The 20,474-nt window shown below is 42.5% G+C and carries 15 protein-coding genes and 1 pseudogene; 9 read left to right on the top strand and 7 right to left on the bottom strand.

What is annotated here, in order from left to right; genetic code table 11:
• Nucleotides 1-236: 236 nt before the first annotated feature.
• Together NH462_RS21200 and NH462_RS21195 are read right to left on the bottom strand one after the other, a co-directional pair.
• Nucleotides 237-1,088, bottom strand: coding sequence for a hypothetical protein (locus NH462_RS21200; RefSeq protein WP_253107688.1), 852 nt, complete (start codon nucleotides 1,086-1,088; stop codon nucleotides 237-239).
• Nucleotides 1,089-1,227: 139 nt separating this feature from the next.
• A complete protein-coding gene (locus tag NH462_RS21195; RefSeq protein WP_253107687.1) occupies nucleotides 1,228-1,713 on the bottom strand; it encodes a hypothetical protein in 486 nt (161 codons plus the stop codon).
• Between the two features lie 232 nt (nucleotides 1,714-1,945).
• Between NH462_RS21195 and NH462_RS22950 the strand changes: the two are divergent.
• A pseudogene (locus NH462_RS22950) lies at nucleotides 1,946-2,436 on the top strand (phage integrase N-terminal SAM-like domain-containing protein).
• Nucleotides 2,437-2,563: 127 nt separating this feature from the next.
• Here NH462_RS22950 and NH462_RS21180 read toward each other — a convergent pair.
• A complete protein-coding gene (locus NH462_RS21180; RefSeq protein ID WP_253107685.1) occupies nucleotides 2,564-3,178 on the bottom strand; it encodes a DUF2057 domain-containing protein in 615 nt (204 codons plus the stop codon).
• A 173-nt stretch (nucleotides 3,179-3,351) separates the two neighbouring features.
• On the opposite strand from NH462_RS21180, the gene NH462_RS21175 reads away from it, so the two are divergent.
• The 5 genes from NH462_RS21175 (at nucleotide 3,352) to NH462_RS21155 (ending at nucleotide 13,836) form a co-directional block, all read left to right on the top strand.
• A complete protein-coding gene (locus tag NH462_RS21175) occupies nucleotides 3,352-3,723 on the top strand; it encodes a histidine triad nucleotide-binding protein (protein WP_010376435.1) in 372 nt (123 codons plus the stop codon).
• Between the two features lie 228 nt (nucleotides 3,724-3,951).
• The gene (locus NH462_RS21170; RefSeq protein ID WP_010376437.1) at nucleotides 3,952-4,608 is read left to right on the top strand and encodes a response regulator transcription factor; all 657 of its coding nucleotides are present in this window, start codon (nucleotides 3,952-3,954) and stop codon (nucleotides 4,606-4,608) included.
• Nucleotides 4,609-4,760: 152 nt separating this feature from the next.
• Nucleotides 4,761-6,920, top strand: coding sequence for an ATP-binding protein (locus NH462_RS21165; RefSeq protein WP_253107691.1), 2,160 nt, complete (start codon nucleotides 4,761-4,763; stop codon nucleotides 6,918-6,920).
• Between the two features lie 132 nt (nucleotides 6,921-7,052).
• A complete protein-coding gene (locus NH462_RS21160; protein WP_253107684.1) occupies nucleotides 7,053-10,391 on the top strand; it encodes an amidohydrolase family protein in 3,339 nt (1,112 codons plus the stop codon).
• A 142-nt stretch (nucleotides 10,392-10,533) separates the two neighbouring features.
• Nucleotides 10,534-13,836, top strand: coding sequence for a methyl-accepting chemotaxis protein (locus tag NH462_RS21155; protein ID WP_253107683.1), 3,303 nt, complete (start codon nucleotides 10,534-10,536; stop codon nucleotides 13,834-13,836).
• A gap of 76 nt (nucleotides 13,837-13,912) precedes the next feature.
• Here the strand turns inward: NH462_RS21155 and NH462_RS21150 are convergent, their stop codons facing one another.
• Together NH462_RS21150 and NH462_RS21145 are read right to left on the bottom strand one after the other, a co-directional pair.
• The gene (locus NH462_RS21150) at nucleotides 13,913-14,683 is read right to left on the bottom strand and encodes an amidohydrolase (RefSeq protein ID WP_253107682.1); all 771 of its coding nucleotides are present in this window, start codon (nucleotides 14,681-14,683) and stop codon (nucleotides 13,913-13,915) included.
• On the bottom strand, nucleotides 14,671-15,810 hold the full coding sequence (locus NH462_RS21145) for a methionine aminotransferase (RefSeq protein WP_366034220.1): 1,140 nt from the start codon (nucleotides 15,808-15,810) through the stop codon (nucleotides 14,671-14,673). Before NH462_RS21145 ends, NH462_RS21150 begins: the two co-directional genes overlap by 13 nt.
• Before the next feature lie 102 nt (nucleotides 15,811-15,912).
• Between NH462_RS21145 and NH462_RS21140 the strand changes: the two genes are divergently transcribed.
• Genes NH462_RS21140 through NH462_RS21130 form a run of 3 tightly spaced genes read left to right on the top strand, consistent with a single transcriptional unit; the run spans nucleotide 15,913 to nucleotide 17,749 of the window.
• Nucleotides 15,913-16,527, top strand: a complete 615-nt coding sequence (locus NH462_RS21140) for a methylthioribulose 1-phosphate dehydratase (RefSeq protein WP_010376449.1) — start codon at nucleotides 15,913-15,915, stop codon at nucleotides 16,525-16,527.
• Complete coding sequence (gene mtnC, locus NH462_RS21135) at nucleotides 16,524-17,210, top strand: acireductone synthase (RefSeq protein ID WP_253107681.1); 687 nt, start codon at nucleotides 16,524-16,526, stop codon at nucleotides 17,208-17,210. The genes NH462_RS21140 and mtnC overlap by 4 nt, the downstream gene beginning before the upstream one ends.
• The gene (locus NH462_RS21130; RefSeq protein ID WP_130127141.1) at nucleotides 17,207-17,749 is read left to right on the top strand and encodes a cupin domain-containing protein; all 543 of its coding nucleotides are present in this window, start codon (nucleotides 17,207-17,209) and stop codon (nucleotides 17,747-17,749) included. Before mtnC ends, NH462_RS21130 begins: the two co-directional genes overlap by 4 nt.
• A gap of 23 nt (nucleotides 17,750-17,772) precedes the next feature.
• On the opposite strand, the gene NH462_RS21125 is transcribed toward NH462_RS21130, so the two are convergent.
• Entirely contained in the window at nucleotides 17,773-18,168 is a 396-nt protein-coding gene (locus tag NH462_RS21125) for a hypothetical protein (protein ID WP_253107680.1), read from the bottom strand.
• Nucleotides 18,169-18,502: 334 nt separating this feature from the next.
• Entirely contained in the window at nucleotides 18,503-20,446 is a 1,944-nt protein-coding gene (locus NH462_RS21120) for a S9 family peptidase (protein ID WP_253107679.1), read from the bottom strand.
• Nucleotides 20,447-20,474 lie beyond the last annotated feature (28 nt).

Here is a 20,474-nt window from a genome sequence, read left to right as displayed (position 1 = left end):
ACAGATTACCGTGGGTGAATAATATCTATTAGATCACAGTAACCAACTCGATTCAAGGTTAAGAAACAGTCAATCCAAAACCAAGAATCCAGTACCTGAAAAGAGTAATTCTACAGCCTCAACGCCGTAATAAGGTGTGAGCAACGCAATACCAAAGCTTCCGCATACCACCTTAAACACTAAACGCAACGCATAGCAAAAATGCCACGCGTTGCAAATCACTCTTAAATGCTTTGTTATGCAAATCTTTTTTCTGCTAAATCTCTGATTAGCTTAATCCCACTACTTGTAAGACCACCATCGAAATGACCAACTGATTCAAGATCTCTGATGTAAGCACGAGGAAGGTCATCAGAAACCGCATTAAACCTTCTGAAAATACCTCCATTAGTTAGATTCAGAATATCCTCACCTCCAAGCACCCTAAGTACATGTTGTTCCGTAAACTCAATAGCACCAGTGTTAAGTTCACCTAGCTTGTGCTCTCTAAGGTTTCTAACTTTCATTCGCTCTGCAAATAGGCGCTTTTTCATTTTAGCTATATCCTCATGAGCTTGATTAAGTTCTTTTTCTTTGTCTTCTAGGGAAGTGGATATCTTTAATTTTTCTTCTTCTTGTAGTTGAGATTTAGATAGCAAATCACGCACAATTTGATTCCGCTCTTCTATGACCTTTTGAATTTCCTTTTGTTCTTCTTCGATCTGAGTTTTAGTTGTTTCAATGCTAGTACTTGAATAGTTATTGTTTGGGCTTTGGATATAATCCCTCATTGAAGCATAACCTTCGTCTAGCTTATTGAGCTTTTCTCCAAATCCACTTTCCATTTTTACCAATAGCTCGGCAATCTGTTTTGTAAACTTGTAAGTATTGTCATAAAACTGATTACTTGTTTCTGTTGCTTTAAAATAGAATAAAGCGGCTAAAGCAACAGAAAAAAAACCCAGTAGCAATGACAATAACGTTGGGAAATCGACAGTCAAAGCTATAGGTGTCTGATAGACCTTGATCCCAAAAACTAAAGTAATGATAACCGTACATATGGCTTTTACCCAGTTCCAAAGATCAAACGGTTTTGTATCTTTACTCACTCTATTTCCTTCTAATTTTGATGAACTATATTAGATTTGCATAACGCCCGCATAAAATGCGGATAATGCTTGGCTAAAATTAGCGAAGAATGAGCGCCAACCAAGCTTTAGACGTCATTTTTGATGCGCTTGCTAGGTTTTATTTTACACTTATCTGTTTTATTTTTAGGGCTTTTTTAAAAAAGCTACAAATTGCCTCAAAATCCTCAAATTTTAAATAATCCTTAGCTATATATGCGTGACCACCATCCCCATATTTAATGATTAAATTACTAGGAATTCCGTGTCTTCCCTCTGCGAAGTAAATATCTGTAATTTCAGAAAATTTAAGCTCAATAATTTTCAAGGAATTGCCTAACTCTGGAAAGGTTATAGAGCTATCACTAATAGTGATTACACGTTTATGACCACGTAACTTGAAGTATGTTTTAAAAGAAAAATAAGCTAACCAAGCAAACAGAAGCATAAAGGTAACGTAAAAAGAATACCCAACTACCGACCAAAAAGTAATATCTACATTAGGTAGCCCCACGGTATAAAAAATATAGCCAATCAAAGAAAGAGAAAATACTCCAAAGAACAAATTCTGCTTATTGCCGATATAATAAAACTGACTGATGCTCATAAAACCTAACAATTTAATATCGACCCAATGGGTCGTTTTTCTACCGAGTTATGGGTCATTATTCTCATTGTACCAGCTTTATCACAATAACTAACTTGTTGCTACAGATATATTTTTAATCATTATAGAAATTATGAAAAGGATAAGAACGACCCAGTGAGTCGTTTTCTTGACTATAGGAGAAACACGCCAATACTGTATATAAATACAGTTACTTTTTAGAGCTAACTCAATGAGAACTCGTTCACCATTTTTAAACCACATCGCCGAGTTTATGCTGACTAAGCAATATTCGCTCAGAACCGTTGATACATATCTTAAGTGGATTTCTTCCTATATTCATTTTCATGATAAGCGTCACCCAGCTTCAATGGGCGATAACGAGGTTGTCGAATATCTCAACTACCTTGTACTTAAACGTAATGTGTCGCCTAAAAAACAAGCGACAGCGTTAAATGCATTATCTTTTCTGTATAAGCAAATAATTAAACAGGAGTAAGAAAAGCGGTTAAAGAGGCAGCCAAAAAAGCACAAATAACAAAACCTATAACGCACCACACTTTTAGACATTCATTTGCTACTCATTTACTACAAAGTGGTGCAGATATCAGAACCGTGCAGGCTCAACTTGGTCATTCCGATGTAAAGACAACGCAAATATATACTCATGTTATACAGCTAGGCGCAAAAGGTGTTGTTAGCCCTTTGAGCAAAATTTTCTAGCTTGTTATAGGCGAAAAACGAGTTACGCCTGCGGGTTCGTTTCCGGCACATACACAACGGTCCAATTTGATTGAATCTCGTTAATAAAGACTAACAGATCACATTAAGACTTATTCAGATAAAGGGCTTAATTGCCCTTTATTTTTTCCAAAAACAACCGTTTTTGTTCTGGGGTTGCTTGTTGCCACCAATAGTCCAGCATGCCAACCACATCTGGATGTGCTGACTTAGGCGCCACAGGTGTTGGCGTAACGGCTCGTGTGGCAGTGCTTGGCGTTGAATAACGTGGTGCAGTGGGTGTTGATGGCTCACTTACCATCGCTGTCGTTACTCTTGGTCTTTCTTGTGTCACTACCAATGTTGTCGCTAACGATTCATTGGGTGCTTGCAACATAATCAATGGCTGATCTGCAAATGCCTTTGCCGCAACCACATTGTCAGGACGGTTAAATTCAACCTGATACTCGCCGTCTTGATCGATACTTACTTTCGCCCAGAATGGCTTCGACTCTATGGTTTCGTGGTCGTCATAGCCCACTTCATACAAGTCGGTGTAACGCATTTTGACCGCATACTCCCCTTTGGCTAAGTCCAACTCTCGCACTTTGGAGAAGAATGAGTGTTCAATGGTTTTATCATCAACTTGCAAGGGAATAATTTCTTCAGGAAAACTTAGCAACGCAGCCTGTGAAAGCGGTGACAACAGTAAAACAGCGGTCGCAAGCGTATATTTTAAGCGCATCTATTCACTCCTTCGTGAGTACCAAATCATTATACCTTGATGAGATTACTGCATACCTGCTTATATCTCTACCCTTTTAATTGATGCGCAGTGGGATAACGCATCAAATCTATTGAGTCTCCTTGAGAGTTAGCTATGCTAGAGCAATTCAATATGCCAGATAAGGAAGGACCATGAGTTCAGAAACTATTTTTACCAAAATTATTAATCGAGAAATCCCTGCAGACATCGTTTACGAAGATGAACAAGCACTCGCGTTTAGAGATATTAATCCACAAGCACCATTTCACGTCTTAGTTATTCCTAAAACAGCAATTGCGACCATCAATGACGTGACGGAAGAAAATGCTCATCTTGTTGGTCATTTATATGTTGTTGCAGCCAAATTAGCGAAAGAGCACGGCTTTGCAGAAGATGGTTATCGCGTAGTGATGAACTGTAATGATCACGGTGGTCAAACCGTATATCATCTTCATCTACATGTATTAGCTGGAAAAGAAATGGGCTGGCCGCCTTATCAAAATACGAAAAAAGTACCAGTTTAGATTATTCTCTGTTAAGCAATGTAAATGAGTAAGTTATTAACGAAAATCGTTAAAAGCTTACTTATTTCAACAAATTACATCTAAATACATATTCTGTACATAATTTCGAGTTATTATTTCACTTTGTTATATAGCGGATTTCTCTATCTTGTACTAAAAATTCTAATACAAAAGGTCTGAATCCCATGTTAGCATTGAGAAATCGGAAAAATTAGAGTGTGTCCTAAAATGAGCAGTAGTGCTTTTTTGTTATTAGATAAAGAACCGGTTAACACCATTGGTATCAATGTGTTACAACCTTTGTTAAAAACCCAAGGGTTGGATGTTACGACTGGAACTGATATCTCAGATGTGCCTGAAGGCACTCGATTACTTTTCATCGAAACCGCAGTGAACGATTCTTGGGGTAAATTAAAAGAACAACTAGTCAACCTCAAAGTCAAATGCGATATCGTACTATTCAACTTAGATGAAAATCCGGAGCTGGCCAATCGTGCGCTGCTAAGTGGTATTCGTGGTGTATTCTACACGACTGATAATGCCGACGTGCTAATGAAAGGGATCCGTTTGTTGCTTGAAGATCAACTGTGGTATCGCCGTGACGTGATGTGTAATGTGTTAAATCGCATGCTGCAATTTAATAAAGATGCATTACATAAACTAACCGAAGGTGATATCGAACCTGTGAAACTCACTAAGCGAGAAAAAGCAATTATCGCGCTGATGAGTAAAGGTGCGAAAAACAAAGAGATCGCTGAAGAGCTAAATATCAGTCCACATACGGTGAAAACGCATTTGTACAGTGCATTTCGTAAAACCAAATGTCGTAACCGTATCGAACTCCTTTCGTGGGCTCAGCAGAATATTCCTGACGAGATCCGCTAAGCTTCATCTGTCTTTAACCTGCTGACGCAAGTTGGCGGGTGAAAGACAGCGCTGACATCGAGATATCGAGGCTTCAGCTTCATACAGGCTTTACTGCCTTGGCGAATACCTCTATGCTAAGTTTTTTCGCAACTGAAAGCAGCCTTAGGTACATGCTCGACCCAAAAACCCTCTACCTAACTAGTCTCGTCATGACGGCAATGATGGCGCTCCTTACCTTTTTAACGTGGCGAGCAAATAAAAGCACACCCGGAACGCTGCTCTATATTTTTTACCCTTTGGTTTTGCTCTGTGCGATTTCTTCCTTTGCATTGCACGGCTATTTTGACAACTGGGAAACTATTCCCATTGCTAATACCTTGCTGTTTGCGGCTTCCATTATCCACTGCATGGCGATAAGGCAATTTTTAGGGGTTAAAGGCCCATCCTTTAAAGTGTTTCTCGGCGTTACTGCAGGGCTCTTCATTTTGTTGATGTACAGCAGTATTTTCTCTCCAAACTTGAGAGATAGGATCCTTATCTCGGACTTACAGCACTTAGCAGAAGCGACACTGCTACTCTATTTTTTTAGCCGCTTTGCAAGAAAGAAATACCCTAACGGCAGCATAGTCTATATCACCATTTTACTGATTATATTGGTGATATTTAGCGGTAGAACTTTGTTGATGGGAGATGTTACACATTTCACACTTTTCAAAGAAAATTGGTTTACCATCACTATCTTTTTTAATGGCGTCCTTGCCCCTATTTTTTATGCCACGGGCATGGCGCTGCTATGTAACGAGCAAAGAGAACAAAACCTAAATAAACTGGCATTAAAGGCACAACAAGACCTTGAACTGCGCGGTATGTTTTTATCAACGATCAGTCATGAGATACGCACTCCGCTTAACGGTATCTTGGGCAGCGCCCAACTGGTATTGGGACGCACCAGAGATAGTCGCAACAAGGCCTACTGTGAGGCTATCGTAAACTCGGCTGAATCGCTAAACTTACTGATTGATAAAGTACTAGACTACGCCAGTTTGGAGCAAAGTGATGAAGCCTTGTACGAAGAGGACGTTGAGCTTAGAAGTTGGCTACAAAACCTTTGCTTATTGTTAAGTCCGCTTGCGGAGCAAAAGAAGCTGCACTTTGAATTGGTGTACGAACTACCCGATCAGGTGTGTTATTACTTTGACCAACAAAAGCTGAGACAAATTCTTATCAACCTTGTTGGTAATGCCATTAAGTTCACCGATAAAGGAGAAGTAAAACTCAAAGTTGAGATTTTAAAAGACCAACAAATTGAGCATAAAGTGCGTTTTAGTATCACTGACTCAGGTCCAGGTATTGATAGTGAAGATATTAATAAGCTGACCGAGCCTTACGTACAAAGTAGTGCCGGTAAAGTTAAGGGTGGCACAGGTTTGGGGCTTGCCATTACCAGTCGTCTACTCAACCGTCTGAATTCACAGCTGGATATCCAAAGTGAGCTTAACAAAGGCAGTACATTTAGTTTTGATTTACTGCTAAACATTGGTGAACTGAGCTTAGTGGAGCAGCGTCCGCAACACGATAACTGTATCACGGGTCTAAAAGTGCTGTTGGTAGAAGACCTAGATCTCAACCAAAAAATCGCTATTGAGTTTATGGCAGAAGATGAGCATAAGGTTAAATTGGCAACCAATGGTAAAAGCGCCATAGAGATGCTAATACAGCATCATTTCGATGTGGTGTTATTAGACATGAACTTACCCGATCTTTCCGGGCAAGAAGTATTAAAGCAGCTACAAAACTGTGAGCATAAAAACAAACGAACCCCTTTCCTAGCCTTTACTGCTAGCCTCAGCCCAGACGAGGTAAAAGAATACTTGGCACTCGGCATTCGCGATATTGTTGGTAAACCGATAAAGCAAGAAAAATTACGCCAAGCGCTCAGCGAGTCTCAGTCTCCTAAAAAAGCCAATGTGAGCGTGGAATTGCCCGATATCCTGTACGATGAAACGGCTGTAAACGCCCTAAAATCTGGATTTAGTGAAGATGAAGTCTCTTCGATTTACAACGAGTTTGTGTTGTCGGCTCGTAATAAACTCATTCATATTCAGCAGCTATTAGAGCAAGATGAAGATCAATGTATCAGACAGCTTCATCGTCAAGCCAGCACCGCCTTACAACTTGGATTTAATCGCTATGGCTCAAACTTGAAAAAAGCAGAGCGCCGCTTATTGGATGGCAAATCTTGCCATGATGAGCTCACAGAAGCCATGACGCTATGGCAAGACAGTCTCGCGGCATATCTCCACTTCGTTCGTAAAGAGGCAATGGGTTAAGCGTCATTAAACGCATGTTGTTCGACATCATAATAAAACTTGTTCATGCTTAGTGAGCATTTATATTAACGCTAATTTAACCGAGGCAAACCGCTCGCCTTGGGCAATAACTATAAAATTAAGGGAACATCTATGTCATTTTTTAAATCACCATTAGCCATTGCTATTGGTGCTGCTGTGATTGGTTTGGCTCAGCCAGCCAGCGCTGATGATGCCGTGACAGCCACGCAAACAGAAGAGAAATCAACCAAAGGCTGGGATGTGCTCAACCCACCAGGTGAAAAGCAAACCATCACCATCGATACCAACGAAACCACATGGAGTAACTTAGATGTTAGTCCTGATGGTAAAAGCATCGTCTTTGATATGCTTGGCGACCTTTACATCATGCCAATTGGCGGTGGTAAAGCAACAGCCTTAACATCCGACATGGGCTGGAACATTCAACCTAAGTTTTCGCCTGATGGTAAACACATCGCATTTATCTCTGACCGCGCAGGTGGCGATAATCTGTGGGTGATGGACGTAGATGGCCAAAACCTGCGTCAGGTGTCAAAAGAAGTGAATAATATTGTTCACAACCCTGCATGGTCGCCTGATGGTCAATACATTGCAGTTAAGCAAGGTCAAGTAACGGGGCGTACCATCCCAGGTGGCTCTATTCGTATGTATCACATCAGCGGTGGTAAAGGCGTGCTGGTCCGTGAGCGTCTACATGGTGCAAAATCGCAAAAGAACGTTGCAGAACCCGCTTTTTCTCACGATGGCAAGAAAATCTATTACTCCGTTGATGCGACCTCTGGTGTGCGCTGGGAATATAACAAAAACTCGCTCGATGCTGTTTTCGAAATTCGTAGTTGGGATTTAGCAACCGGTGAAGAAGAGACCGTGATCCGTGGTGCTGGCGGTGCTATTCGTCCAACCATCAGTCCTGATGGTAAATCTATTGCGTTTGTTAAACGCGAAGATAACGGCAATGAAATGATCGGTGCTTTATATATTAAAGATCTACACTCAGGCGTCGAAACTCGTGTTTATGCTGGCCTTGATCGCGACTTACAAGAAGCCAATGGCGCACATGGTAACACACCTTCTTTTGCTTACACGCCGGATGGTAAATCTCTCGTTTTTTGGGCGAAAGGGGTATTCAACCGCGTTAATATTGCATCGCACGAGGTCAACGTCATCCCTACTCGCGTTGTCGCTGAAAAACAAATCACACCGGCACTACGCTTTGCGGTAGATGTCGCGCCTGACACCTTTAAAGTCAAACTTGCACGCTGGTCGCAAATTTCTCCTGATGGTGAAACTGCACTATTCCAAGCGCTTGGCTACCTTTACGTAAAAGACATTGCGTCAGGCAAAGTAAAACGCCTCACTAAGCAAACCGACCACTTTGAGTTCTACCCAAGCTATTCTCGCGATGGCAAGTCTATTGTTTACACAACTTGGAGTGATAAAGACTTAGGCGCAATACGTGTTGTATCTGCAAACGGTGGTAAAGGTAAAGTGATCACCCAAGAACCTGGTCACTATATCTCACCAAGCTTTTCACCAAATGGTAAAAACGTGCTATTTAAAAAGGTAACCGGTGGCTACTTGCTAAGCGGTGACTGGTCAATGCATCCAGGTATTTATCTAGTTAATGCTAACGGCGGTGAGGCAAAACGCATTATTAAAAGCGGTGACAATCCGCATTTTGGAGCAGACTCTGAGCGCATTTACTTCTCCACCATGAGTGATGAAACACATCGCGAACTGAAAAGTGTTAACCTCAATGGTCAAGAAGAACGTAGCCACTTCAAAGGTGATTACGTCTTTGACTTTAAAGTCTCTCCAAATGGTCAATACGTTGCGTTTATCGAGCATTTCAATACGTTTGTTGCACCTTTTACCAGTACAGGTAAAACCTTATCCATTAACAAGGGTGAGAAAGCTTTCCCAGTTAAGCAAGTATCAAAGTACTCTGGTGATTTCCTAAATTGGAAAGCGGACAGCAGCGCGCTAACTTGGGCATTTGGTCCCACACTTTATCAGCGCAAACTGACTGACACTTTCGCTTTCGTCGATGGTGCATCTGACAACACCGATGAGCTAACCGCTGAAGGCATCGACTTGAGTTTTGAGCAAAAAGCAGATAAGCCTGAAGGTATGATTGCGCTAGTTGGCGGTAAAGTAGTGACCATGCGTAACGCTGAGAACGAACAAGAAATCATCGACAATGGTGTGATCCTAATTAAAGAGAATCGCATCGTTGCAGTCGGTAAGCAAGGTGAACTAGACGTTCCTAGCACAGCAAAAGTGATGGATATTAGCGGTAAAACCGTGATCCCAGGCCTTATCGATGCCCACGCTCATGGCAGTTACGGTAGCTATAACCTACAGCCACAGCAAAACTGGAATCAGTATTCTAATCTTAGCTTTGGTGTAACGACTATCCATGATCCATCAAATAACTCTGCCGAGGTATTTTCTATGGCAGAACTACAAAGAACGGGTTTAACGGTCGCGCCACGTACCTATTCTGTTGGACGTATTTTATATGCTGGCCACGCGCCGGGTTATAAAACACCAATCAGTAACCTTGAAGACGCAGAGTTCCACGTTAAACGCCTAAAAGACGCTGGCGCTATTTCAGTGAAGAGTTACAACCACCCTCGCCGTGAGACACGTCAGCAAGTATTGGAAGCGGCGAAGAACATGGAAATCATGGTTGTGCCTGAAGGTGGTTCAAAATTCCAACACAACATGAACATGATAGTCGATGGTCATACCGGTGTTGAACATGCCCTGCCGATCCCGAATATTTACTCTGATATCGAACAAATGTGGGGACAAACAAATGTTGGCTTTACACCAACTTTTGTTGTTGCCTATGGTGGTATCTCTGGCGAAGAATACTGGTATCAACACACGAATGTGTGGGAAAACGAGCGCTTAATGAGCTTCGTTCCTGAGTATGTGGTAAAGCCAAGATCAATTCGTCCAAGCAAAGCACCTGAACGTCACTATAACCATATCAATGTCGCCAAAACCGCAAAACAGCTTCGCGATAAGGGGGTGACTGTGCACATTGGTGCTCACGGCCAGCGTGAAGGTCTAGCCGCACATTGGGAATTATGGTCTATGGCACAAGGCGGCTTTACACCTTGGCAGGCGCTTCGCAGCGGTACAATCGACGGCGCAAGATATCTAGGTATGGACCGTGACCTTGGTACGATCGAACAAGGAAAACTCGCCGATCTTGCCATCATCGATGGTGATGTGCTGTCTAACATCCGTGATTCAGAGAAAGTTGCCTACACCGTGATCAATGGCCGTGTCTACGATGCGGCAACCATGAATGAAATCGGCAACTATGACAATAAACGTCAGCCTTTCTTCTTCGAAAATGGCGCGCAAACCCAAATGCACCCAGCAACTGCTGAGTATATGGAAGAAAAGGCCCATACCTATCATTGGAAGCACTAATACGTAGCACGATTGAAGCGTGAAACGTTAAGTTTACAAGCCCGGCTATCTAGATAGCCGGGTTTTTTATTTTTTGTCTAGATCTTAATCAATACTGTTCTATGCTGTTATAGGTACTTCCATAGCAACAGGGAATTAGGTTATGTCTGGGTTTTCGCAATTTTTTAACTCTCTTAATTTAACTAAAAAGCTGATTTTTGCATTTCTAATCGTCGCGCTCGTGCCGTTGATAGTAATTATTTCCATCGCACTTAATACCGCATCGAATGCCATGACAGCGCAAGTATATTCACAACTTGGTGCCGTTAGTGAGATCAAAAAAAGCGCGGTTAATCGTTACTTTAAGACCGTTGAGGATAAACTCGATGCCTTTACAGCAAACCCATTACTTCCTGTGATTGCACAAGAGTTTATTACCAGCTTTCCTAGCGCTCAGGCCGATATTAACTATGCCAAATTATCGCGATTTTATGATGAAGTGTTCGTACCTAAATTCAATCAAGAAAACCCCGAAGATACGAGCACAGCAAGGCTAATTGGTAACATTTCAGAGTCTGGGCTTGCGCTGCAAACACGTTACTTAGCAAGCAACCCCTACCCAGTTGGTGAAAAGTACAAATTTATTGAAACCGGTCACTTAGATAGTTATGACCTTGCACACCGCAGTTACCATCCATATATGCTCAATATCGCCGACATTTATGAGTTTTACGATATCTTTATCATCGATCCAAGTAATGGAAATGTTGTCTATTCTGTATTTAAAGAAGTTGATTTTGCTACATCACTGGAATCGGGTCCCTATGCCAATAGTAATCTAGCTTCTCTTTATCGAGAACTGAAGGACTCAACGGATCCGACAATCAGCGCTTTTGCAGACTACAAACAATATCTCCCCTCCTATAATGCACCCGCTAGTTTTATCGCCAAACCTATCGTCGTGAATGGCCAAACCGTTGCAATTGTAGCTGCACAGCTATCTATTGATGCCATCAATGCCATTATGACCGAGCGTGAAGGCTTAGGAGAAAGTGGTGAAACCTACCTCGTCGGCCCCGAGGGTTTGATGCGTTCAGACTCATTCTTAGATCCACAACATCATTCCGTGGTGAATTCATTTCGATACCCTGAACGCGGCAAGGTAGCCACGCTTGCAGTCTCTCAAGCATTAAATAATCAATCTGGACAACAGGTTATTGAAGACTACAACGGCGAAGCCGTGTTGTCTGCTTATACACCAGTGGAAGTTTTTAATACCCGTTGGGCACTGCTTGCCGAAATTGACGAAGCGGAAGCATTTGCTTCTATTACCTCGCTCTCTCAATACCTGATGATTATTTTAGCGGTCACTATAGTATTAGTACTGATCGTCGCCTACTGGTTCTCAAAAACGCTTACCAAACCTGTTCACGAGTTGGTAGAAACCATGAAATCAGTTGAACAGGAAGGCAACTTTTCATTGCGAGCGCCCATTCGTAGCCACGATGAAATAGGCAACAGTGCACAGGCATTTAATTCACTACTGGATGCCTTACAGCTTTCTATTACAGAGGCTAATCGCGTCATGAATCAAATGGCCTCGGGCAAGTTTGACGACCGCATCAAAGTACCGTGCCGGGGCGAGCTAGAAACCCTAAAAGAAGCCACTAACCACTGTGCCAATACGTTAAGTCGAGCGATTTCTGAGCTGAATGAAATTTCCATTGATATGGCAAATGGTCGCTTCGATACCAAACTTAATGCCCCCATGTCTGGCGATTTAGAAAAGCTCAAAAATAATATTAACGATTCTTTGGCATCGATTAATTCGACTATGAACGGTATTGTTCATGTGATGACCAATATTGAACAAGGTAACTTTAAGGAACAAGTCACCGTGCCCGCTAAAGGAAAATTAGCGCAACTTAAAGATTCGGTAAATAATTCCGTACGCAGCCTTAGCAGTGCGATTGACGGTATCAGCACGATTATGTCTGCACTACGCCAAGGCGACTTTTCTGCGCAACTCGATGCTCCACTCGCAGGCCAATTAGATACCTTAAAACAAGATATCAACTCCAGCATGGCAAACCTAGACAGAGTAATGAAAGAAATAGGCACTGTGATGGCTGGCGTCAGCAACGGCGACTTTAAACAACAAGTGGACGTAGCTGCAACGGGTCAGCTCGCGCAACTTAAAGATAATATCAATGCTTCTGTGACCGCCGTTGATGTTGCTATCTCGGAAATCTCTATGGTGATGATGGCTATTAGCCATGGTCGATTTGATCGCACCATTCAATCTGCGATGTCTGGACAGCTCGATAATCTCAAAAGTGATATCAACCGTTCAGTCGAGAACCTCAATCAAGTCATTGAAGAACTCGGCAGCGTAATGGGCGCAATGTCCGAAGGAGACTTTAGTCAAAAAATAGAGTTGCCACTACAAGGTCAACTGCAACAACTTAAAGAGAATGTAAATGGTTCGACTTTACAGGTCTCTGGGGCTATCTCCGAAGTCAGCAGCGTGTTGGCTAACGTTGCTCAGGGTGACTTAAGTAACCAAGTAAAGGGTGAATATTTTGGCGTGTTTAAGTCTCTTCAGAATGACACCAATACCACAATTAAAAAACTCACCAGTGTAATCGAAGGGATCCAAGCCGCAGCAAATTATGTTGCTCAAAGTGCCGGTGAAATAGCGGCGAGTAACACCGAAATCAGCCAACGCACAGAAGAGCAAGCAGCAAACTTAGAAGAAGCCAGTGCCAGCACCGGCAATATGTTAGATGAACTCACTAAAGTTTCAAACCAATCTGGTGATGCCGTAGGACTAGCAACAAACGCAGAAAACATAGCCAAAGAAGGAGGCAGTTTATCTGCCCAAACCGTAGCTGCAATAATTGAAGTGAACAAAGCCAGTAAAGACATTAATGAGATTGTATCGGTGATTGATGGACTTGCGTTTCAAACCAACCTGTTGGCACTAAATGCTGCCGTTGAAGCGGCACGAGCGGGAGAAAATGGCCGTGGCTTTGCAGTCGTTGCAAACGAAGTACGAGAGCTGGCAGGGCGTAGCGCCGCTTCTGCAAAGCAAATCAAAGAAATTATCTCAAACAGTAATCAAAAGGTAGAGCAAGGTACTGAACTTGCCAATAGTTCCGGTGAAAAGCTGCAACAAATCGTTGGAGCCGTGAGCGATGTAAATAACAACATTATTAAAATCAATGAGTCGACTTCAATGCAACAACAAGCCATTAAAGAAGTGGATTTGGTGGTGCAAAGGCTAACGGATCTTATTCAAGAAAACTCTGCAATTACCGAAGAAACGATGGCAGCGGCGAGGCAAATGGCTGAGCAAGCCCATGAAATGCGCACCCAGTTGAGCTATTTCCGTTTATCAAAGAATGATTACAGCGCCACTGGCAGAGAAGGTGAATTGCTTGTGCATCAATATAATGCATCTTAGGGCCTGTTGAGTTTCGAGTTAGAGCATGCCCAACTAAGCTTTTTAGTTGGGCATGCTATGCATGTACCAATGTGTATTATACCAGCGTAAATTTATCCGCATCGAGATGAGCAGGAAATTTAGCTTTGTACTGCTGCAAGTCGCTCAGCTCTAACTTTACGGTAATAACCTCAGCTTGGTTGTCTACTGCCGAAACAATGCTATTACCATTGAAGTCAATCGCTTTAGTACCACCATTATGCGCAGTGCCATACCCATCTTCACCTACGCGATTTACCGCGAGCACAAAGCACTGATTCTCGATTGCACGAGCAGCCAGTAAAGTATCCCAATGATTTCGGCGTGCCGCTGGCCAGTTTGCAATATTAATCATAACCTCATAATCGTTCTGATTACGCTGAAATACTGGGAAACGTAAGTCATAGCAGATCTGCGGTAAGAATTTAATGCCTTTTAATTCGAACACTTCACGGTGCTCACCAGCAACGACAAAATCACCTTCATTACCCAAACAAAATAAGTGTCTTTTGTCATAATGAAGTATCTTTCCATCCGGCTGGCACCACACCATACGGTTGGCCTTTTTATCTCCTTGCGGAATCAGTACGCTGCCCGCTACAACAGCCTGAAAGCGCTGAGCACATTGCTGTAAAAACTCGATGGCTGCATCAGCATAGCGCTCAGCATCCGGCTCTTTTACGGCGAAGCCGGTAGCAAATGTTTCGGGTAGCAAAATTAAATCGCTTGGCTCGACATTTTCTAGCAAACGTTCAATATGGGTAAAGTTGGCCTCAGGTGAAAGCCACTGGATATCTGTTTGAACAAGGGTAACGGTTAAAGTTGACATAAGCGTTTTGCAGCCTCTTCTAATGTCTGGTTTTCCTTAGCAAAGCACAATCGTATGACCTTGTCTTCAGGTGCTTGTTGGTAAAAAACGCTGAGTGGCACTGCCGCAACCCCAACCTCTTCCACCAGATAGCGACAAAAGGCAACATCATCAAGATCAGAAATTTCACTGTAATCCAAAAGCAAAAAATAAGTCCCTTCACTTGGTAATAGCGTAAATCGGCTTGACGCTAACGCCTTAACCAGAACATCGCGTTTTTGTTGATAAAATCCACTCAGCTCATCAACGTGCTCAGGGTGTTCAGCAAGCATATCAGCCAATGCAAGTTGTGCCGGAGTGAAGCTTGAGAACGTTACATACTGATGGATCTTTCTAAATTCAACAGTCATTTGCTTTGGCGCCACACAGTAACCCATTTTCCAGCCTGTACTATGAAAGGTTTTACCAAAGCTAGAGATCACAAACGCACGCTCAAACAATGCTGGATCAGTTAATGCGCTCAGATGGGGCAAACCATCAAAGGTAATATGTTCGTATACTTCATCACTGATCAATAACAAGTCATGCTGATTTAGCAGCTGTTTTAGTTGCTCTAAATCTGACGGCTTCAGCGTTTTAGCCGACGGGTTATGCGGTGTATTGATGATAATAGCACGGGTATTTGGGTTGATACTCGCTGCGACTTGTTGCCAATCAATTTGGTAATGCGGCGCAGTCAATGCAATATGCACAGCTTTCCCGCCTGCAAGTTCAATTGCAGGCTCATAAGAGTCGTAAGCCGGATCGAATACAATAACTTCATCCCCTTCAGATACTATTGCCTGAATTGCCACGAAGAGTGCTTCCGTTGCACCCGAGGTCACCGTGATCTGTTCTTGTCCTGAAACACTCACCTGATAACGACGTTCAATTAATGCCGCAACTTGTGCTTGCAAGCTCGGTACGCCGGCAGAAGGCGAATACTGGTTTTGACCTTCGCCAACATAGTGGCTAAGTTGCGATTTTAGGTAATCAGGCGCATCAAACTCCGGAAAGCCTTGCGATAAGTTGATCGCACCATGCTCGTTCGCTAATGCCGTCATTTGGCTAAATATACTAATTCCAACCTGAGGTAACTTACTTTTCACTGCAACACTCTCTTTCTTATGGTGCTAATCGTGAGTGGATGCTATCATTGCTCAAAATAGATGTATAGCCGTCCAAACGCATTTAATTTATAGGTGTTAACTATGCACACACAAGCCGCAAAACTCGCGCTTATCGACGCAGGAGCTTGGGTTGCTCAGCAAGGCTGGGTTCCCGCGACTGGTGGTAATTTCTCTATCAAAACAGACTCTGGCTTTGTTGTCACGGCCAGCGGCTTTGATAAAGGTAAATTAACACCAGAACAATTTCTGGAATTAGACGCCACAGGCACCATCATTGCCGGTAGTGGCAAGCCTTCAGCCGAAACTGCATTGCACCTAAAATTATATGAATTATGCGTGGGTGCACAGTGTATATTACACACTCATTCCGTTGCTGCGACTGTGTTATCGCGATTTATTCAAGGCGAGCAATTTCAGATCTGTGGTTATGAAATGCAAAAGTCACTGTCTGGCATTCAATCGCATGAAGAAACCTTATCCATTGCTATTTTTGATAACGATCAGGATATAGAGCGGCTAGCACAGCGCGTGGCGCAATCTCATCAAACTACACCGGTTATACACGGTGTATTGATCCGAGGTCACGGGTTATATGCAGTGGGCCGTACAGTGCAAGAAACTCGTCGTCATATTGAGGGCTTAGAGTTTTTATTTGCCTGCGAATTAGAACGCATTAAATTGGAGGGGCGCCAATGATCAAAGCCATTTTAACAGATATTGAAGGGACAATTACCCGTATCTCATTTGTTAAAGAGATACTATTCCCGTATGCCGCTGCGCATTTACCGCAATTTATTCGCGACCATCAGCATGACACCGCCGTTGCCGAGCAAATTAGTGCCGTCAGAGCAGAATTGGATAATGCCAACGCTGATATTGATACCGTGATTGCCGCACTACTTGAGTGGATCGCCGCAGATAAAAAAATCACGCCATTAAAACAGCTACAGGGTCTCGTTTGGCAGTTTGGCTATACAAACGGCGATTTTACCGGACATTTATATGAAGATGCCTACCAGTTTTTAACACAACAAAAAGCGGATGGTCGCAATCTCTACGTGTATTCCTCGGGTTCAGTGAAAGCGCAGCAGCTGCTTTTTGCCTACTCAGACTATGGTGATATTCGCCCACTATTTAGCGACTACTTTGATACTAAAGTGGGTGCCAAGCAGGAAGTCTCGTCGTATCAGAATATTATTGCAGCCCTACCGTACGAAGCAGAGCAAATCCTCTTTTTAAGCGATATTGTTGCCGAGCTAGACGCAGCAAAGGCCGCTGGTATGCACACATTACAGTTGTTTAGAGATGCACAAGCAACATCACCTGAACATCCAGTTATATCAAGCTTTGAGCATTTTGATGAAGGGGCATTTTCATGAGTCAACTGACTATCTACCAAGTACAGAATCCAAGCCAAGCTTTGCAACAAGAGCAAGACGCAAACATCATCGCATCTTTGCTCTCAGAGCAAGGCGTACGCTTTGAACAATGGCAAGCTAACACCGATATCACAGCTGAAATGTCACAAGACGACATTATTAATGCCTACCAAAGCGATATAGAAAGATTAAAGGCGCAAGGCGGTTATCAAACTGTCGACGTGATTTCACTCGCAAAGGGCAACCCTAGTGCCTCGGAGTTGCGACAAAAATTTCTTTTTGAACATACTCATAGCGAAGATGAAGTGCGTTTTTTTGTTAAAGGACAAGGGCTATTCTGCTTACACTTAAACGATAAGGTTTACCAAGTTCTATGTCAGCAAGGTGACCTAATCTCAGTACCAGAAAATACGCCTCATTGGTTCGATATGGGTAGCGATCCAGAATTTACCGCCATTCGCCTATTCAATAATCAAGAGGGTTGGGTTGCAAAAAGCACGGACTCTGAAATTGCAAAACAGTTTCCATTACTTGATTAATCCAAGTCTGAATACTCACAGTGTTAACGAAACGCTGTGAGTACTTGCTTACTCATGTTAGGCTCACAACCTTCAACAAAATACATACCGATATGGTTATCACGATAAGCGTGATTATATTTACCGAAAAAATCAGCTTGAAACTTAAACCCAGCGTCGTCCAACTCAACCAAAAGCTTATCCACCACATCCCACGACATGGTCAGTGGTGAAAAAAGCAGAGTATTTGTGTGCATGCCGATTGGAATTTCGGCCTCAGAGGGCGATATAACTAAGCTATCTGTCGTATCGATAAACAATTGTTCAAATACCTGAGGGGGACAACTTGCAACTATATGGATGTAGGTTTTTTGCGGGTGAATAGAGTGGCAACTGCATAAGGCCAGTACAACCACACCAATAATGAACCATCCCTTCATTAGCGACTTTCCTTACTTCAAAGTCCCCATAGTAGAACAGCTTGTCCCCAAAAATAAAATGAAGATTTTGTGACTACTTCACGAAAAAAGCGGTAAGCAAAATGCATTTGCGCGCCAATAGCAGGCTATTAGCACGCAAATTCAACGTGATTAGTACCAAGTCATTACCATAGAGGCGTTGCTTACTTGAAATCAGATAAAATAGTTAATCTGATTAGATTTAATATCAGAGGGTACTAAAAAGTATACTGCAATATTCAGCAACAAAACTGCCGCTAATAAAACTTTAAATTACAAAGCTCAGGGTGGCGCTCACCCTGCTCTTTAATGCAAATTATAACTGCAGAGGTTCTTCTAGGAATGCGAGCACTTTCTTAAAGTATTTCAGACGATGTTCCGGTTTATAGAAACCATGCCCTTCATCTTCAAGTAAGTAATACTGATAAGGTTTATCAGCCTTTTTCAGTGCATCAATTAAAGATTCCGCTTGTTCAATTGGCGCTCTTTGGTCCTCACCACCATGTACGATAAGGACAGGAACCTTAAGCTTATCGACATTATAGCTTGGAGAAAATGCTTTTAACTGCTTCTCATCGGTACCAAGTACACGTTCTAAATATGCGACCCCAGAGCTACGCTGAGCAACATCACCTTCTTCAAACATCAGTGGTAAATCGTATACACCAACCACACCGACTGCGCATTGGAATAAGTCGGGTTCTAATATTGCGCTTTGCAATGCAGAATAGCCACCAAAACTAGCCCCCATAATACAAATCCGCTTTTTATCGACGATACCTTTAGAGATTAAGTCACGGGTTCCATCGATGATGTCATGTTGAATTTCCTTGCCCCACTTTTGGTAGCCAAGTACTTCAAATGCATCTCCATAACCACCGGATCCTCTAAAGTTAACTTGTAACACAGCCATTCCTCTGCTCGCAAGCATTTGTACTTCAGGGTCAAACTGCCAATAATCTCTTGGTCCATGAGGTCCACCATGAGGCATAACAATCAAAGGAAGGTTTTTCTTTTCTGCGTTTATTGGTGTTGTTAGATATCCATGAATAGTGAGTCCATCACGGCTTGCGAATTTAACAGGCTCGACTGTAGACATTTGATTTGGTTTAATCCAGCCTCTTGCAGACGCAAGATATTTCATCTTGTTGGCTTTACTATCATAAAGGTAATAATCCCCAGGATTGGTATCGCTGCTTGCGAATACAACCACTTGTCCACCATCTCTCGTGCTACTTACAATACGTATTTGATTTCCAGGGATCGAGGCTATCAGAGACTTTAGGCGTTGACTCCAATCAGCACTTTCATCAATAAATGCATAGGTAGGATATCCGGGGTATAGTTCAATTGCGAAAGGGGATTTATCAATCGGATCTATCCATACTTTTGTTGGATCAACCACTTTATCTTGAAAAACATGAGTGAGTTTTTTGCTTGCTAAGCCTAATTTATAGAAGGCCATGGGCTCACCAGCCGTAGATGCTGAAAGATAAACTGACGTTCCAGTTTTATCGAATCCATGCATCCATAAATCAGCTAAGTTGTTTTCTAATGTGAGCTCAGCCCATTTTGAGTCTGCTTCTTCACGGATAAAAACTAATGAATTGCCATCATCATCCTCAGACACTACGGCACGAACCTCTCCTTGGTGATCGGTTAAAAAGCGGCCCAGTTTTCTTGGAGCATTTGTCAATTTGCGTCTGACACCAGTATGAACGTTGACCTCGTAAACTCTTGTGGTAGGCTCTTTCGAGCCAGTCCAAGGATAGGTCACAATCAGCATCTTGTCTTCGTCATTGACCAAAGGGTCAAGAATGTAAGATGTGCCATACAGCGGGGTAGCTTTGCGCAAACGAGAACCCGTTTGTTCTTCACCCTGGTAACCCACCAAATACTTAGCACGGCTTCCATCTACATTTACGCCGAATAGCTCACCATGAAATTCAGGGTGATCTTTCCAACCTCTTATATATTCCTTTTCCAATACCACACGGTCATCATTCACCCATTCATAGCGGCCAACTTGAGCATTACCATTGAATCGCACGGCGTGAATGAGTTTGAATTTATCAAGTTGTAAAAAAATTAATGTGTTTTTACCTTCTCTCTTTGTGATAAAGCTAAGATATTCTCCGTTAGGTGAAATCTTTACATCTGAGAACTCACTGCCTTTACTAAAAGACTCTAGTGGTATTTCCTCTTTAGCGAATGCCTTAGCAGCTAAGGCCAACAACATCAGAGCAATTAACTTCTTCATCCTGTTTTACTTTCTCCATTTATATCGA

This window comes from Pseudoalteromonas sp. OANN1 (assembly GCF_024124685.1).
In the GTDB taxonomy this organism is placed as follows: domain Bacteria; phylum Pseudomonadota; class Gammaproteobacteria; order Enterobacterales; family Alteromonadaceae; genus Pseudoalteromonas; species Pseudoalteromonas piscicida.
The sequence above is the reverse complement of the archived record's forward strand: the minus strand, read 5'-3'. Positions and strand labels throughout refer to the sequence as shown.